General features: G+C 59.0%; 17 protein-coding genes. 4 read left to right on the top strand and 13 right to left on the bottom strand.

Annotation, left to right across the window (positions count from 1 at the left end; all coding sequences use genetic code 11):
* From PMI03_RS07290 to PMI03_RS07300, 3 genes are all read right to left on the bottom strand, one after another.
* Positions 1-292, bottom strand: a 292-nt coding sequence (locus PMI03_RS07290) for an MHYT domain-containing protein (RefSeq protein ID WP_007691445.1), incomplete at its 3' end; no start/stop codon positions are given.
* Between the two features lie 334 nt (positions 293-626).
* Complete coding sequence (locus PMI03_RS07295; RefSeq protein WP_174026384.1) at positions 627-1,583, bottom strand: EF-hand domain-containing protein; 957 nt, start codon at positions 1,581-1,583, stop codon at positions 627-629.
* A gap of 373 nt (positions 1,584-1,956) precedes the next feature.
* Positions 1,957-3,036, bottom strand: a complete 1,080-nt coding sequence (locus tag PMI03_RS07300; protein WP_178131722.1) for an ABC transporter substrate-binding protein — start codon at positions 3,034-3,036, stop codon at positions 1,957-1,959.
* A 176-nt stretch (positions 3,037-3,212) separates the two neighbouring features.
* On the opposite strand from PMI03_RS07300, the gene PMI03_RS07305 reads away from it, so the two are divergent.
* Entirely contained in the window at positions 3,213-4,016 is an 804-nt protein-coding gene (locus PMI03_RS07305; protein ID WP_007691448.1) for a class I SAM-dependent methyltransferase, read from the top strand.
* A 67-nt stretch (positions 4,017-4,083) separates the two neighbouring features.
* On the opposite strand, the gene PMI03_RS07310 is transcribed toward PMI03_RS07305, so the two are convergent.
* The 10 genes from PMI03_RS07310 to PMI03_RS07350 form a co-directional block, all read right to left on the bottom strand.
* Positions 4,084-4,491 carry a lysozyme inhibitor LprI family protein gene (locus PMI03_RS07310; protein WP_007691449.1) on the bottom strand — a complete coding sequence of 136 codons (408 nt, stop codon included), beginning with the start codon at positions 4,489-4,491 and terminating at the stop codon, positions 4,084-4,086.
* A gap of 162 nt (positions 4,492-4,653) precedes the next feature.
* Entirely contained in the window at positions 4,654-4,815 is a 162-nt protein-coding gene (locus PMI03_RS31560; RefSeq protein WP_007691450.1) for a hypothetical protein, read from the bottom strand.
* 88 nt (positions 4,816-4,903) lie between these two features.
* Positions 4,904-5,740, bottom strand: coding sequence for an AraC family transcriptional regulator (locus PMI03_RS07315; protein WP_007691451.1), 837 nt, complete (start codon positions 5,738-5,740; stop codon positions 4,904-4,906).
* 57 nt (positions 5,741-5,797) lie between these two features.
* Positions 5,798-6,019 (bottom strand): DUF1127 domain-containing protein, encoded by a 222-nt coding sequence (locus PMI03_RS07320; protein WP_007691453.1) that lies wholly within the window; start codon positions 6,017-6,019, stop codon positions 5,798-5,800.
* Between the two features lie 107 nt (positions 6,020-6,126).
* A complete protein-coding gene (locus PMI03_RS07325; RefSeq protein ID WP_007691455.1) occupies positions 6,127-7,971 on the bottom strand; it encodes a methyl-accepting chemotaxis protein in 1,845 nt (614 codons plus the stop codon).
* Positions 7,972-8,055: 84 nt separating this feature from the next.
* Positions 8,056-9,054 (bottom strand): ABC transporter permease, encoded by a 999-nt coding sequence (locus PMI03_RS07330; RefSeq protein ID WP_007691458.1) that lies wholly within the window; start codon positions 9,052-9,054, stop codon positions 8,056-8,058.
* Positions 9,055-9,056: 2 nt separating this feature from the next.
* Positions 9,057-10,079, bottom strand: coding sequence for an ABC transporter permease (locus PMI03_RS07335; RefSeq protein WP_007691460.1), 1,023 nt, complete (start codon positions 10,077-10,079; stop codon positions 9,057-9,059).
* Entirely contained in the window at positions 10,069-11,619 is a 1,551-nt protein-coding gene (locus PMI03_RS07340; protein ID WP_007691462.1) for a sugar ABC transporter ATP-binding protein, read from the bottom strand. Before PMI03_RS07340 ends, PMI03_RS07335 begins: the two co-directional genes overlap by 11 nt.
* Before the next feature lie 63 nt (positions 11,620-11,682).
* Positions 11,683-12,690 (bottom strand): sugar ABC transporter substrate-binding protein, encoded by a 1,008-nt coding sequence (locus tag PMI03_RS07345; protein WP_007691465.1) that lies wholly within the window; start codon positions 12,688-12,690, stop codon positions 11,683-11,685.
* A 174-nt stretch (positions 12,691-12,864) separates the two neighbouring features.
* Positions 12,865-13,143: a DUF982 domain-containing protein gene (locus tag PMI03_RS07350; protein ID WP_007691466.1), complete on the bottom strand. Its 279-nt coding sequence runs from the start codon at positions 13,141-13,143 to the stop codon at positions 12,865-12,867.
* 474 nt (positions 13,144-13,617) lie between these two features.
* Between PMI03_RS07350 and PMI03_RS07355 the strand changes: the two genes are divergently transcribed.
* The 3 genes from PMI03_RS07355 to PMI03_RS07365 all read left to right on the top strand — a co-directional run bounded on the left by PMI03_RS07355 (position 13,618) and on the right by PMI03_RS07365 (position 16,745).
* Positions 13,618-14,955, top strand: a complete 1,338-nt coding sequence (locus tag PMI03_RS07355; protein WP_007691467.1) for an MFS transporter — start codon at positions 13,618-13,620, stop codon at positions 14,953-14,955.
* Positions 14,956-15,083: 128 nt separating this feature from the next.
* Positions 15,084-15,752, top strand: coding sequence for a TetR/AcrR family transcriptional regulator (locus PMI03_RS07360; protein WP_007691468.1), 669 nt, complete (start codon positions 15,084-15,086; stop codon positions 15,750-15,752).
* Between the two features lie 123 nt (positions 15,753-15,875).
* The gene (locus PMI03_RS07365; RefSeq protein ID WP_007691469.1) at positions 15,876-16,745 is read left to right on the top strand and encodes a shikimate dehydrogenase; all 870 of its coding nucleotides are present in this window, start codon (positions 15,876-15,878) and stop codon (positions 16,743-16,745) included.
* Positions 16,746-16,852 lie beyond the last annotated feature (107 nt).

Consider the following 16,852-nt stretch of genomic DNA (forward strand, 5'->3'; position numbering starts at 1 on the left):
CGAAGGCCCAGCCTGTCACGGCTACCAGCAGCGACACCATGGTGAGGATCGGACCGAAGGTGATCGCCGCTTCGGTCTCATAGGCGAGCATGGCGATGAAGTGGGTGCACCAGACCGAGGAGCCAGCCGCGACGGAGGTCAGAAACAGCCATCCACCGCGCTGAAGTCCCAGTGTCGTCTCCGACCGTCGCAACAGATTAAGGGTGATCCACCCGCCACTGATACAGACGAACGCCGCAAGAAGAACGAGCCACAGATTATGCTCCGTGGTGATGCATGATATGACGCGCACTCTGAAATCCCAAGCCTATGGATGGCGACGACCGAACTCTTTGACGGCTACCTGCCACACCGATAATCAGGGGCCAAGTTTTTCGAGGGCAAACGATAATATCGGGTAAAGACCGAATGTGTGGCTTGGGGAAAAGGCAGGTTTGCGAATAAATTCACCGTTTCGTCACAGATGCGGTCTTCCCCCCCCCCAACATTAAGCCGAGCGAAATCGGCTATACCGGGCATGGCTTTCGAAAATGGACGGCAGGTCGAGCAGAGGTCCCAACATCTCCTACCCAAGCCGCCGCCCTTTTTTCACATAGTCAGAAACGAACGATTGTTGCCGCCGTTCATCAAAGGGCAAGCAATTCGCTTGTGGTATCGACCTGCTCGCTTGAGGCATAGAGGCTGCCAAAGTCTGACGGCTGCGGCGGCTGTTGCGCCTTCATGGCCGTCTCGAACTGGCTTTGCGTCAGCGATCCGGAACTGGACGTGTCGAGGCTGTCGAACAGGGACGTTGCCTGATCCTCGCTCACGTCGGATGGACGAGCCGCGACGAATTCCGCCTCGCTGACGCTGCCGTCGCCATCCGTATCCATCTCGGAGAACATGCTGGACAGCTGATCGTCGCTCGGTGGTCCGCCAGCCGGAGGTGGCGGCGGCTGCTGGCCGGACTGCATGGCGCTTGCCAGCTGCGATTCCGTGAGCGATCCGGTGTTCTCAGTATCGAAGCTTGCAAACAGATTTGTTGCCTGTTCCTCGCTCACGTCGGATGGACGAGCCGCGACAAACTCCGCTTCGCTGATGTTACCGTCGCCATCCGTATCCATAGCCTTGATCATATTGGTCTGATCGCTGGTGCTGGAAGCAGCTTGCGTGCTCGATGTGCTGCTGGTGGATGCGGTATCCGAGCTTGAGCTCGAATCATCGTCGCTGCTGCCAGACTGCAGATTGAGCATCATCGACATCAGCTGCGCGGCCAGCTGCTGCGCCGTTGTCGCCAGAGATTGATCGTCGGACGACGAAGACGAATCCTTGCTGGACGATCCGCTACCCAGGACAGAAGAAAGGGCATCGTCCGTTGACGACGCTGCAGAACGTGATCGCAGAGATTGATAATAACTATTTGAACTAATTGAAGTAATGCTCGTCATGGGGGCCTCCGGATGCGAGCGTTGAAATGACTCCGGTTTCTTACGCTTACTCGTTATGAACATATTGCCGTCGCGTCGGGCCGCCTGATCTGTGGCAGCACGATCTTTGATACCGATATGAGCGGATGGACGTGCCGAATGCTGTAAACCCAGCATTCTTCGCGTTCCTGCTTTGATGCTCACGCGTGCCCCCGCAGCGCATGAGTTCAAGATTGAACACGACAGATGAACGCCATCATGGCGCTATCGGCATCCGCACATTCTCGATCTGGCAATTCCCAACGAGCTACTGATGCACAAGCAAACTTGTGCGTAGCTTATAGGACCGGGTGCACGCTCTCGGCTGCAATTTCTTCTGTGGATTGTTCGATTGGCTCAAAGCCGTAGGGAGCCGACAACCGCCGGCGCGGGTTCCGCGGCTCTGGCAGGTATCGATATGTCTGTCGACGGCAGTTTTATAGGTGGGCTGATCGATTTGGACGCGTTAAACCAAACCTGCGGGCGACAGGTCGCCCGCAGGTTTGTCGGATCAAAGGCTTGCGTTCAGCGATACGAAATAGCCGGAGCGGTATTCGACCGGCAGAAAGCGTTCGTGCAATTCCTTGAACGTCGCTTCCGGATCGAGATCCTTGAACAGGTCCGGATGCAGCCACTTGGCGATCTGCTGTATGGCGACGAACTGGTAGGGATTGTTATAGAACTGATGCCAGATGGCGTGAACATTACCGGTCTTGACTGCAGTGATGTCGGTGAAGGCAGGGCGGTGCATCAGCTTTTCCAGCTTCGATGTGGCCAGGGCCTTGTCCGCGCCGGGACCAACGCCGACCCAGTCGCCGCCGGGAACATAAAGTTCCCAGTTCGCACCGGTAACGATCACCTGGTCCGGGTTGGACGCAATGATCTGTTCCGGATTGACCGTGCCGAACGTGCCGGGAATGATATCCTTGGCGAGATTGATGCCACCGGCCATTTCGACCATCCGGCCGAAATTCTCGTTGCCGAAAGACATGCAGCAATCGTCGCTGTAGCCGCCGGCACGTTCGATGAAGACCACTGGCTTCTTGATCTCGCCGGCCTTGGCAAGCACGTCGGTGACGCGCGCCAACTGCTCATCGTGGAATTTCACGAATTCCTCGGCGCGTGCCTCCTTGCCGAATAGCTTGCCGATCAGGCGCATGGACGGAGTCGTGTTCTCCATCGCCTTCTCACGGAAGTCGACATAGACGAGCGGAATGCCAACCTTGGCCAGCTTCTCGATGTAGCCGCTTTCTTCCGTCGCCGACTTGGCGTCGATGTTCATGATGATGACATCGGGCTTCAGCGTTACAGCCTGCTCGATATCGAAGGTGCCGTCCTTCATGCCGCCGAAGGTCGGGATCTTCTTCATCTCCGGATATTTTTCCAGATAGGCATTGTAGCCGTCGAGATCGGCCTTCTGGAAGTCATCCCGCCAACCGATGATGCGCTTGAACGGCGCCTCCGTGTCGAGGGCTGCGGTGAAGTAGATCTGACGACCTTCGCCGAGAATGACGCGTTCCACCGGAACGCTGACCTGGACGTCGCGGCCGGTAATATCCTTGACCGTGACCTTCTCACCGGCGATAGCCATCCCGGAAAAAAGGGCAAACACGAGCGTGGCAACCGAAGCCACCTTGTTGAGGTTGAACACTTGTCTCTCCTGAGCGATAAATTCGGACGCGATTTATGTTTTTATGACTTTTGCAGTCAAGAATTATCTTTTAGAAGTCTTCTACGCTTGGTTGTTCTCTTGGAAAGAAATAGGAAATGCAGACACTTAACCTGCGCTCCAATCACGATTTGCGCGACGAGATAAAGGCCTATTGGTCGATCCGGGCCGAGACTTTCGACAGCCAACCGGGGCATGAGATCTTTTCGGAGGAGGAGCGGGCGGCATGGCATGCGTTGCTTCAACGCCATCTCGGCGATGGTACGGGGCAGACGGCCCTCGACCTCGCCTGCGGCACGGCGGTCGTATCCCATTTGCTCGACGACATCGGCTACAGGGTGACGGGCATGGACTGGGCGGAGCCGATGTTGGAACGGGCGCGAGCCAAGGCGAAGACCCGTGGCCGGCCGATCCGTTTCCTGATGGGGGACGCCGAAAACACCATGGAGCCGGATGGCGCCTATGATGTGGTCATCAACCGCCATCTGGTCTGGACGCTGGTCGATCCGCTCGCCGCCTTCAAGGAATGGCATCGCGTGCTGAAGCCGGGCGGGAAACTGCTGGTCATCGATGGCGACTTCGTCAATACGACCCTTGTCGCGACGATTACCGGTAGGCTTGCGGCCCTTATGGCACGTCTCCGTGGTCGAAATGCCCGGCCACAGAACGGGCCGGGTGCAGCACTTGCCGAAACCCACCGCAGCATTCTCTCCCGCGTCTATTTTTCCGAAGGCGCGCGCGCCGAAGCGGTGGCCGACCTCCTGAAGGCTGCCGGCTTTTCATCCGTGACCATCGATACGGACATGGGCGCTATCCACCGGACACAGCGCAAGAACTTTGATTTCCTGAAAGGGCTGGAGCGCGCCGCGCAGCACCGCTACGCTATCTGTGCTGGCAAATAGGGCGGGTTTGATCTGGTACCTCTGATTTTCGATCGCGGTCGTTTGGAGTTTTCTGCCGGACCGCATCTCAATTGGCTGACGGAACCGGGCAGTCGAGGTCCCCATCGCCGCACTTCAGATATCCTTTGAGATCTTCGATACGGCTCCGCGTCATGTTGTTGAGGCAGGAGCTGGAGATGAAAGGATATACGGTGCCGCCCGTGACTTTAGAGCTTGAGAAATTGCATTCGGCGTCACGGTAGCCGACCCAGGCTTTCTGTGTCGATACCAACAGTTTCTTGGTATCGGCGTCGTCCTTCAACCGCGCCTCGATCTGTTTATAGAGCACATTCAACTCGGCGTCCGATTTTGCATAGGCTTTGCCAGCGCAAATATTCATGTCGGTTTGGGTTGTGAGGTCGCCACAATTTTGCTCGGCAAGCGCAAAGGTGGGCGTTGCCAAAATCAGCGCAATAGCAAAGGCTGTAATTCTCATTCGTATTCCCCCACTTATGTCGATAGCAAACGATATTTCACTCGCGCCGAATATATAGCACCATCTTGCGGTAGCAAGGATCGCCGCCTCTTCCGCCAATATCGGTCGAATCAAAAATAGTGTCATCCGCCGCGACAGAGGCAATGTCGCGGCGGATGATTTTCAACCTTTAACGTCTGCGGTAGCCGTCATGGCTGCTTCTGCTTCGTTGAGCGCCTGGGCGCATTCCTCGCAGCAGACCTCGACAGTCTTGCCGCCGAGCTTGACCTTGATTGCCTCGGCCTCGAGTTCGCAGTCGCAGGCAGCACAGGTACGTTGAGACATGTCAGTTCCTCCGTTTGATGTCCCCGGCTTGGGGATGTTGGGAGGAAACCATTTCGCCGGCGCTGCCGCTGTCGGATTCTTTAGCGATTTATCGCGCCCGCAAATGGGCAAGCCGCTGGAATTCGGCGGGCGTACGGTCATAGGCCTGTTTGAAGGCGGCGCTGAAATGGCTGTGGCTCGAAAAGCCGAGATCCAGGCCGAGGGCGGTCAGGTCGTCATATTCGCCGAGCAGGTCGAGCGCCCGCGCCAGCCTTAGACGCAGCTGGTAGCGATAGAGTGGAATGCCTTCGACCTGCTGGAAGACCTGGGTGAGGTAAACCGGAGAGACGCCGACATCATGGGCGATGTCAGCCAGGGTCCATCGACGGGCAAGGTCGGACGACAGGACAAGTTTGGCGCGATCGACGAGCTTTTGCCGTCCGGTCGTCGCACCGGCGGCATGCGAGGTGCGCTCGCCAAGCGAACGCCGCACCAAAGTCAGCGCAAGCGTTTCCGCCTCCAGCGTTTCGGCGGCGCCGCGTTTGAGGCTATGCCGCAACAGGGCGACCAGCGCCTGTGCGCGCGGATCGATCCGCCGGCGCTGGCGACGAAAGATCAGCGCGTCCGCCGTCTGTGTCTGATCTTTCGGTGCCAGTTCGTCGAGCAAGGCTTCGTCGATTGAGACGTCGATACAGGCATCTCCACCCTCGATCGGATGGCTGATCTTGTATTCCTGCTCCCGGTTGAAAAACAGCACCTGGTTTGCTTCGGCCACCACATCCTTGCGCCCGACATGGCGCATGAAGACGCCGCGATAGGGGTAAACAAGGCTGGTCGAATGCGCGCATTCCTCGGCGCTCTTATGCCGGCATGCGCCATCGCAGAGCACATCTCTAATCGTGACGGTCTTCGTCTTGAGCAGAAGGTCGATTGAAAAACCTGACATGGCATAGTCCAATATCGGCCGCGCGCGAGCCTCTCAGCTCGCCACGTTCTAGCACAATTATCTATAGCGTGTGTAGATGTGCTCATGGCTATAGGCTTGGCCGCGTGACAGGCCTATGTCCTTCAACTGGTCGTCGGACAGCTCAAGCAGGGCATTGCGATTGCTTCGCGCCGTTAGTTTCGCGGCAATCTGCATCGGTATGGCTAACAGCCATCGCAATGCCGGGTAGATTTTTCGTTCAGTTCGGCGGAAGGATACACGGATTGCAGTCGTGGTCATTGTCGTCTCCATCGAGCTTGTTTCGATGAGACAAGTTGACCATTTGCCGGAAGTTTCCGCTGTCGGATTCTTTAGCGATTATTCAGGCGAAATCCTGCCTGTGCGGGTCAGGCCGCCCGTCTTGCCCGACGGTCGTCCTGCGTCGCACCTTCGATGCGGAACTGTTGCAGCAGGTTCATCAGAATATCGGCTTCCTCGGCCAATCCGCGGCTGGCTTGCGTCGTTTCTTCGACCATCGCAGCGTTCTTCTGGGTCATCTGATCCATTGCATTGACGGTGCCGTTGACTTCCTGGAGGGCGGTCGCCTGGTCCCGGCTGCCTGTCGCGATGGTCTCGACATGCTTGCTGATCGCGACAATTTCCTGGCTGATGGAGGCAAGCATGCCGCCTGTTTTCTGCACCAGTTCGGAGCCGGCGGTGACTTCACGGGTCGATTTTTCGATGAGGCCCTTGATCTCGCGCGCGGCCACGGCGGAACGCTGCGCCAGTTCGCGCACTTCCTGCGCGACGACGGCAAAGCCCTTGCCCGCGTCTCCGGCGCGGGCAGCCTCGATGCCTGCGTTTAGCGCCAGCAGGTTCGTTTGGAACGCGATATCGTCAATCACTTCAATGATCTGTTCGATCTGTCGGGACGCCTGTTCGATGCGATCCATGGCGGCGACGGCATCGCTGACGACTGTGTCCGAGCTGTCGGCCGTCTTCTTGGTGAGCGCTACGGCATTATTCGCTTCGCGGGCACGTTCGGCCGAGGAGCGGACCGTGACGGTGATTTCCTCCACGGCGGCGGCAGTCTCTTCCAGATTGGCCGCCTGCGCCTCCGTGCGTTTGGAGAGTTCGCCGGCCGAGGACCGCATCGCGTTGCTGTTGTGCTGGATTGTCGTCGCGCTGTTGCGGATGCGGGACAGGGTGTCCTGCAGGCGAACGAGCGAGGCGTTGAAATCGATGCGCAGCTGCTCGAGGCGACCCACGAACGGGGTCTCGATCGTCTGTGATACATCCCCTTGTGCCAGACGGCCGAGGCCGACTGCGATCTGGTTGACCGCAAATTCGATCTGGTCGTCGAGCGTGCGCTTGTCGGTATCGTTGCGGCTGCGCTCGGCTTCGGCAAGCGTGCGCTGTTCGGCGGCCTGCGTTTCCAGATCGCGGCGCGCGCGGGCGCTGTCGCGGAAGGCTTCCAGCGCGCGGCCGATCTCGCCGAACTCATTCTTCTTCTCGACGCAGGGAATGCTGCCACCAAGATTACCGGCGGAAATCGTGTGAACCGTCGTCGTCAAGGCCTGCAGCGGTCTTATCGTACGGCGGATCGCAAAGAATGCGAAGAGACCGACGAACGCCATCACGGCACCCCCAGCGGTCAGGACGAGAAGCTGCAGATTGTTCAGCCGCGCGAAATAGACCTCCATCGGAATGCCGATGAACAGAATGCCGACATTGGCGCCGGCAGCATTCTTGACGGGGAAATAGCCGGTCATGAAATTGCGGCCAAAAAGCTGGGCCGGACCGTAATAGGCCTCGCCCCTGGCAAGCACAGGCTGAGCAGGGTGATCGGCGGCAAGCTTTGTGCCGACGGCACGGCTGCCATCCTGCTTCTTCACATTGGTCGACACGCGAACATAGTCGCTGTCCTGCTTCTCGAAGATCGTTGCCACGCCAGCGATCGACTGTGCTGCCCGGTCGACAAGGTCGTGATCGCTAAAGGCCGGAATTTTCTCCTCGGTGACGGAGGCAAGCTCCGTATCCTTCAGCGCGATCTTCGCGCCATCGTCGCCAGCAGCGTAAAGGATCGCCATCGCGCGGCTTGCATCCCTGGCGTCAGCCACCGCGCTGTCCATCACGTCACGGCTGAGGTTGTAGTAGGTCACCGCAACGATTGCGGCCGTGCTGACGGCGAGCAAACCGAGGGTGATCGCAACGACCTGGCGCACGATGGATGTCGATAGAAAACGCAGCATGAATATCTCCGGTGATATAACCGGAACCAGACTAGGCGAAAGTCATTAAGATTCTGGCCAATGTCCGGAGTTTGGGGCGGCTATTCAAGCACCGCCGGCCTTTCTGTTGATGAAGCTGAAGGCGAGCACGGCGAAGATCAGCACGCCGGTGCCGACCTGCTGCCAGTAGAAATTCAGGCCCGTCAGAAGCAGGCCGTTGGCGACGATGCTGAGCAGAAGCACGCCGAGCACGGTTCCTGCGACATTCGGCCGGCCAAGCGGCGAAAGCGTCGTGCCGATGAAGGTCGCACCGATCGCGTTCAGGAGAAAGGCGTTCCCCGAAAAGGGAATATAGACCGTGACCGTCGCGGTCAGGATCAGGCCGGCGATGGCGGCGATGAGGCCGACGAGAATGAAGGTTATGGCGACGTGGCCGCGAAGCCTGATGCCGGAATAGCGCACGACGCTTGGCTGGATGCCGATCGACAGCACCACACGGCCGAAGCGGGTGCGGGCAAAGAGCGTGGCCGCGGCCGCGATGATGACGATTGCGATGACCAGCGGCACAGGAATGCCGGCAATCGCGCCGTGGCCGAGAAACCGGAACGCTTCCGGCACGCCGGTTGGTGGCAGGTAGACCGGATTGCCGCCATTCGTCAGCAGTTGCTGGATGCTGCGGCCGATGAAGAGCGTGCCGAGGGTCGCGAGGAACGGTGATACGCCGATCCCGGAGATCAGGACGGCATTGAAAGCGCCGACCGCGGCGCCAGCTGCCAGGCCCGCTACCACGGCAAGTGCCACCGGTTGGCCGGCAAGCACCAGAGAAACGAAGGCAAAGCTCGCGAAATCGACTGCTGTTCCGACCGAAAGATCGATCCCGCCGGAAGAGACGGCAAAGGTCATGGCGATCGAGACGATGGCAAGCAGCGTGAAATTATTGACGAGAATGCTTTGCAGATTGCCTGGCGTCAGGAAGGTCGGCGTCGCGGCTGAGAAGATCACAAAGACGAAGAGAAGCGCCAGGATCAGGCCACATCGCGCCAATACGGCGACCGCGCGACGCGGCCATGCCTGCGATGGGGCGGCGGAATTCGAAAGCGACATGGTCAGATCTCCCGCTTGCGCAACAGGGTCGTTGCCGAAACGACGATCAGGATGAGAAGGCCTTGAATGCCGTTAACCAGCGTGCTTGGCAGGTTGAGCAGCTGAAAGCCGTTGACGAGAAAGCCGACGAGCAGGGTGGAGAGCAGTGCCCCGCCAATCGTCGGAACCAACCGTCGTGAAAAGACCGCGCCGAGCAGGGCAGCGGCAACGACAGGCAACAGCATTTCGCCGGAGCCGGTGGTGCTGCCGCTGAGATAGGAGACCGAAAGAATGCCCGCGATGCCGCCGCAAAGGCCGCTGGCGAGGAAGGCGCCGGCAAGCAGGCGCTTGAGCGGCAGGCCGGCGGCACGCGCCGCGTCCGGAAACTCTCCCACGGCATAGAGTCTCAGGCCGAGCGGCGTATATTGCAAGATCGCTGTCACGATTGCTGTAAAGCCGAGAAGCACATAGGCAAGGACCGGAATGCTGAAGCTGTCGGATGCCGAGAGCAGCGTCAGCAAATCGGAAGACGCCGGCAGGACAGTATTCTGCGTCAGCACCAGTTCGAGGCCTGCGACGATATTCATCACGGCAAGCGTGGCGAGCAGCGGCACGATGCCGGCAAGTACGACGGCGGCGGCATTGACGGCACCGATCGCAAGGCCGGTCAGCAGCGTGGCAGTAATTGCCACCGCGTCGCCATAACCGAGCTGCGTCAGCGTCGCATAGACGGCCGCACTGAGGCCCATATTGGCGGCGAGCGACAGGTCGATGCCACCGGTGACGACATTGGCGCCGCCGGTAATCAGTACGATGGTCAGCCCGATCGCCAGCACGCCGGAAATGGCGGATTGGCCGAGCACATTGCCGATATTGCCGATGCTGAGGAAATAGGGCGCCGTCAGCGAGAAGACGATAAGGATCAGGGCAAAGGTGATCAGCGAGCCGAAGCGCAGGGTCCTCGCCGCGATATTGCCGCCTGTCCGGCCGGCCGTTTTCTCGGCCTCAAAGCCGGTGACGGGAGCATATTGAATGTCAGCCGACATGGCGCAAGCCTCCTGAGGCGCCCGACGATTCCGCCAGCACCTCATCCGTTGTGGTTTCCGACGAGATGAATTCGCGGGTCACGCGGCCGCGGAAGAGCACGAGAATACGGTCGGTAATGCCGATCAGTTCGGGCAGGTCCGAGGACAGCACGATGATGCCGGCACCTCGGGCGGCGAGTTCACCGATCAGCGTGTAGATTTCCACCTTGGAGCCGATGTCGACGCCAACGGTCGGCTCGTCGAGCAGATAGATTTCCGAATGGCGGCTCAGCCATTTGGCGATCGCCACCTTCTGCTGGTTGCCGCCGGAGAGCGTGCGTACCAGAGCTTCGCGTCCGGCTGTCTTGATCTCAAGGCGTTTGATGAGGTCGTCGGTATCGCGACGTTCGCGTTTGCGATTGAGGAAGCCGAAGCGTGTGTAGCGGGCAAGGCTCGACAGCGTGATGTTTTCGGCCACGCTAAGATTGAGAGCGACGCCGTGGCCGCGCCGGTCTTCAGGCACCAGGGCGATCTGCCGTTCCACAGCCTCCGTCGGACTGATACTGTGTGTCGGTTTGCCGGCGACCTCGATATGGCCGGAGGAAGCCTTCTCCAGGCCGAAAAGCGTACGGACGAGATCCTTGGCCCCGGAGCCGAGCAGGCCGGTGATGCCGAGCACCTCGCCGCGGCGAAGGGTGAAATTGATATCCGAGAAGCGGTTCGGTGCCGTCAGCCCCTCGACTTTGAGGATCTCCTCGCCAAGCTCGATCTGGCGCTTCGGAAACATGTCGGCGATGTCGCGCTCGACCATCAATCGTGCGATGGCCGCAGCCGAGGTCTCGGCAATCGGCAGTGTGGCGACGTCAAGACCGTTGCGCATGACGGTCACATGGTCGCAGAGCTCTTCGATCTCGTTGAGATAATGCGAGATATAGATGATGGTCACGCCTTCATCGCGCAGGCGCCGGATCAGCCGGAAGAGGATATCGGCCTCGCGCCGGATCAGCGCTGCCGTCGGCTCGTCGAAAACCAGAACTTTCGGCTGGTTGAGAAGGGCGCGGGTGATCTGCACGATCTGCTTTTCGGCCGTGGACAGCTCGCTGATCAGGGCCTTGTTCGGCAGGTTGACGCCGAAATAGTTGGCGAGCAAGTCGCCGGCGCGCCGCTGCATGCGACGACGGTCGAGAAAGGGTGTGCGGCCGATACGCGGCTCGCGGCCGAGGAAAAGTGCTTCTCCGACGGTAAAGGTCGGCACCAGCAGCCGGTCCTGATGGATGAAATGGATGCCGAGCGCTTCGGCGAGATGCGGCGTCAGATGATCGAAGGATTCCCCCTCGACTTCGATCCGGCCTTCGTCCGGCCTGTGCAGGCCGGCAAGCAGCTTGATCAGCGTCGACTTGCCGGCGCCGTTCTGGCCGACCAGACCGTGGACGGTGCTGCGGCGCACGGTAAGAGAGGCGCCTGCCAGCGCCTGCGCCCCACCGAAATGTTTGACGACATGGTCAAAGCGAATGACGTGATCATCCGAGTGCGGTGGCGTCGAAGGCGAAGATGCCGTCATTGGAAGGCTCCGATGGGAATCATGGTGATGCGGTCGCCGGCGGCCGCATCACCAAGGGAAAGATCAACCGATGCCGAGTTTCTTGACGACTTCGGCGACGTTGGCCTTGTTGGCCAGAAGCGCCGGCACATAGGTCTCGCGCGGCAAGGTCTGTCCCGCCAGAAGCTTGGCGACATTGCGGATCGCGGTGCGGCCGATTTCGGCCGGCTGCTGTGCCGCATCGGCGCCTGCCGGCGAATTCGGATCGGCGACCAGTTGCAGCACCTCCGGGCTTCCATCGACACCATAGGTACGGATTTCAGTGCGGCCGGCGGCGGCAATGGCCTGCGTCGCGCCAAGCTGCGGAATGTCCCAGGCGGACCAGATCGCCTTGATCGAGCCCTTCTCCGGATATTTGTTCAGCAGTGCCGTGACCTGGGTGAAAGCGTCCTGGACGGTGTTCGGGATCACGTCGCGCAGTTCCGGCTGGATGATCTTCACCTTCGGGAAATACTTGATGACGTTGACGAGCTGGTCGTAGCGGATCGCGCAGGGCGTGACGCCGTAAAAGCCGTTGAAGACGAGAATATTGCCTTCGCCGCCGATGTCGGACACGAGCTGCAGGGCGAGATCCTTGCCGATACCCCAATTGTCGGAGGTCGTGTTGTTGATCGAGTTGGTCGAGCCGACATCCACGGTCAGCACCGGAATGCCGGCATCGCGAGCCTTCTTCAGCCAGGGATCGATGACGCTGAGCGTGCCGAGGATCTGCACGATGGCATCGGGCCTCTGGGCGATGAGCGTCTGCAATTGCGAGACCAGCTTGCCGTCGTTACGGCCGGCATCGACGGCGATCGGCTCGCCGCCAAGGCGTTTGACCTCGGCAATCTGGGCATTATAGGCCTGAAGGTCGAAATAGTGGTCGGTGCCCGTCGCGCTGATGGCGATGCGCTTGCCTTTCAGCGACAGGCCATCGTCGGCTGCCGCCGCCTGGCTGGCAAAAAGGCCCGCTCCGGCAAAGGTCGCGCCGGTGACGGCTGCGAGCTTCAGGATCTCCCTGCGGCCAAAGCCGGATCTGTCTTGTTCTGTCATGGAATGTTCTCTCCGTGTTTATACCCCACAAAATATATGGATTTATGGGGTTTGAGAGGAACAGCATTCCAAAAGAGCGCGATCGAAAGAAAAGTTCTCTGATCAAAAGCAATGTGGCTGCAATGACAAAATTCCACGCCGCCGATTTCTCGACATAGGCTAAATGAGCGGGAGCTATTCCGGATAAGCGGAAGCAACAACCGAAATATGCGAAATTCTCTCCTCGTTGGCGGCACGGATCAGGGCTTCCCTGACTGCTTCCGGAGGGACGACATCGTGCAAGGCGTCCAGGCAGGTTCTGACTGCCACGACGTATTCTTCACCATCATCGCTCGGCCAATCCGAGATCAGGGTTACTGCTGCGTCCCGGACCGATTTGATGACCCTGTATTTTTCTCTGCCACGCACGACGAGCCTCAGCGCGGGAAACTGATGCGAAGTGTGCCATTTCATAACGCATGGTCTCCGAATCGTTAGAACATTGGTAACTACGCAAGAACCGTTCCAGGCAAGTCGCTGTACAAGAACGCCTGGCAGCAGAGGTCTACTGGCGAAAAACGGCTAAGCGCACTGCTGAAGATCGGCGGGAAATGGGACCGCACGCATGAACGCAGAGACCGAGCTCCGACATCTTTGCCGGAGTGCAGATGCCGATATGCAGCTTATGGTTAATATTCCTAAATCATATACTACACTTCTTGGTGCGATTAAAGCTCTATTCAACAGGCTGGTCGTAGTGCCCGATCAGCGGCCGCAAATGAGTATTTACAATACGAACTAGTTCGTACATTATTGTTGCGGGAGCTTGGGAGGAGTCGACGTTTGGCTGGTCGGGCGTTGAGGGCCGGCGCCATAATTATTCCTTCCATTCGCCGTCGGCTGGTTTGGCGCGACGGTTTATCCAATAGTCCATTGGGAGGAGACGTCATGCAGACATCAACGGGAATAAGGACACCGAAGCGTGCAGCACTTGCAAGCTGGCTCGGCAGCGCGGTGGAATATTACGACTTTTTTGTTTACGGTACCGCGGCTGCCCTGATCTTTCCGAAGATCTTCTTTTCATCCGCGGATCCGCAAGCCGCCGCCATGGCGTCGTTCGCGACCTTCGGCGTTGCCTATATCACGCGTCCGCTCGGCGCGGTTGTTCTCGGTCACATCGGTGACAAGTTCGGCCGCAAGAAGGTTCTGACCTTCACCCTGCTGCTGATGGGCTTTTCCACCTTTCTCATTGGGTGTTTGCCGACCTATGATCATGTCGGCGTTCTCGCTCCTATCCTCCTCGTCATCGCACGATTGCTGCAGGGGATTTCGGCTGCCGGAGAGCAGGCCGGCGCGAACTCGATGACGCTCGAGCACGCGCCAGAGCATCGGCGGGCATTTTTTACCAGCTTTACTCTCAGCGGTACGCAGACCGGCCTCATCCTTGCGACCCTGGTGTTCATACCGATCTCCAGGTTGTCGGAAGAAGACCTTCTGGCGTGGGGGTGGCGTATCCCGTTCTTTCTGAGTGTCATCGTCGTCTTCGTCGGATTCTGGGTGCGCAGGACGCTTGCGGAAACGCCTGTTTTCGTCGAGGAATCCAAGAAGGGTGAGGTCGAAGGCGTGCCGCTGATAACGCTGTTCAGCAAATACTGGATGGACGTCGTTCGTATCGTCTTCGCGGCGCTGATCTCGGTCGTCAGCACGATCTTCAGCGTCTTCACGCTGTCCTATGCGGTCAACACCATCCATATCGATCGCTCGCTGATGCTGACGGTCCTCGTCCTTGCGAATGTTGCCGCGCTGGTGGCAATCCCGCTCTGGGCGATGTTGGCGGACCGGATCGGCCGCAAGCCAGTCTTCATCTTCGGTGCCCTCGGCTGCGCCGTTCTCATCTGGCCTTACATCTGGGCGATCAGCCAGGGCGACCTGACGCTGATCTTCGTCCTCGGCATCCTGCTCTCGGGCATCGTCTATAGCGCCTCGAACGGCGTATGGCCGGCACTCTACGGCGAAATGTTCGATACGCGCGTGCGTCTGTCGGGTATGGCGATCGGTACGCAGATCGGCTTCGCTCTTGGCGGCTTCGCGCCGACCATCAGTGCTGCCCTGCTGGGCACAGGCCCGACCGGCTGGATGCCGGTTGCAGCCTTCACCTCGATCACGGCGGTGATCGCGGCGATTTCCGCCGCCACGGCATCGGAAACCTTCAAGATCCCGATGGCGCAGCTTGGCAGGCAGAAGAACCAGGTCTTGCAGGTGCCGGCGGGCAAGCGATCCATCTGACGACAAAATGCCGGCGCCATTATCATCACGATGACGGCGCCGGTTCTGGCACGCCTTATTTGACTGGTTGCCAATGGTGGGGATACTCGTGTGAACGGTTCGATTCCACCCCTTGAGGCGAGTTCAGCATGCGCAAGACCCAATCGGTGAAAATTGAAAGCCGATCGAGAAAGAACGATCCTGATGCCACCAAGGAAAACATTCTTCGCATAGCGTCTGAAGAGTTCGTCGCCTCGGGATTCGCGGGCGCACGCGTCGACGAGATCGCCGAGCGCACGAAAACCTCGAAGCGAATGATCTACTATTATTTCGGCGGCAAGGAAGGGCTCTATCTTGCCGTTCTGGAGCAGGCCTATACCAAGATCCGCAGCCTGGAAGGCGCGCTTGATCTGCAGAGCATGCCACCCGTGCAGGCGATGCGGAAGTTGATCGAAAGTACCTTCGACCATGACGATCAGAACCCTGATTTCGTCAGGCTCGTCAGCGTCGAAAACATCCATCGCGCCGAGAATATGAAACGCTCGAGCGTTCTGTCCGAGATGAACATCGTCGTCATCGACATCATCTCCGATATCTTGCGGCGCGGCTATGAGGACGGCAGCTTCCTGCGGAAGGTCGATCCCATTGATCTCCATATGATGATCAGCGCTCAATGCTTCTTTCGCGTTTCGAACCGCTATACATTCGGCGCTATTTTCAATCGCGATCTCTCCGAGAATGACACAAAAAATCGACATAAATCAATGATTTGCGATGCCATTATTGCTTTTCTCAAAGCGCCCGGAACAGGCGAGTAAGACGTCTTTTCTCCTTGGTCATTCACTCACTTTGACGTGTCCAGCATTGACAATACGAACTAGTTCGTACATTTTTTGTCATCATCTTGTTGATGATGACTGGGAGAGCGTAGGAGGATAGTTGTGTCGGAAGTACTGATCGCACCGCAGGTGCTGCGTGTTGGCCTTATTGGAGCGGGTATCGGCGGGTCGCTTTCGCCGGCCATGCATATGCAGGAAGGCGCGCGTCTCGGGCTGGACTATAGCTACGACCTTATCGACCTGCAGGAACTCGGCTGCACAGTATCCGACCTCCCCAGGCTCATCGAGGACGCCGAGAAGAACGGCTTTGCCGGGCTCAATATTACGCACCCCTGCAAGCAGGCCGCCGTGACGCTCGTGGACGAATTGTCCGCGGATGCCGCCGTGCTTCGCTCTATTAATACGGTGGTCTTTCGCAACGGGCGCCGCTTCGGACACAATACCGACTGGTGGGGCTTTGCCGAGAGCTTCCGACGTGGCCTGTCGGGCGCCTCTCTCGATCGAGTTGCTCAGCTCGGCGCGGGTGGGGCAGGCGTTGCCGTCGCGCATGCCGTTGCCGGCATGGGCGCGAAGTCCATCGAGATCTATGATCTTGATCAGGCAAAGGTGAGCGCGCTGATCTCGCAAATTCAATCGGCGCACCCGCATTGCGTCTTTGTCGCCGGTAAGGATCTGCCCGCCGCGCTGCGGGAGGCGACAGGGCTGGTTCACGCCACCCCGACCGGCATGCTGGGTCATCCCGGATTGCCGCTCGACGAAGCGCTGATCGATCCCCGATTCTGGGTCGCCGATATCGTCTATTTCCCGCTTGAGACCGAGCTCGTCAGGGCCGCCAAAAGCAAGGGGTGTCGGGTATTGGACGGCGGCGGCATGGCTGTTTTCCAGGCCGTCGGCGCCTTTGAGCTGTTCACCGGCCGCCAAGCGGATTCGAGCCGCATGATCGCGCATTTCAAATTGCTGCAGGTGCGGTAGCCTGTCGGCCCTTAAGCCGCATATCTACCCAGCAGCAGATGGCGAGCTCCCGCCATCTGCGTGACGGAATATGCTCAATAGCGTCTGGGGCGATGTCACGTTGTCTA

The organism is Rhizobium sp. AP16, from assembly GCF_000281735.1.
GTDB classification, from domain to species: domain Bacteria; phylum Pseudomonadota; class Alphaproteobacteria; order Rhizobiales; family Rhizobiaceae; genus Rhizobium; species Rhizobium rhizogenes.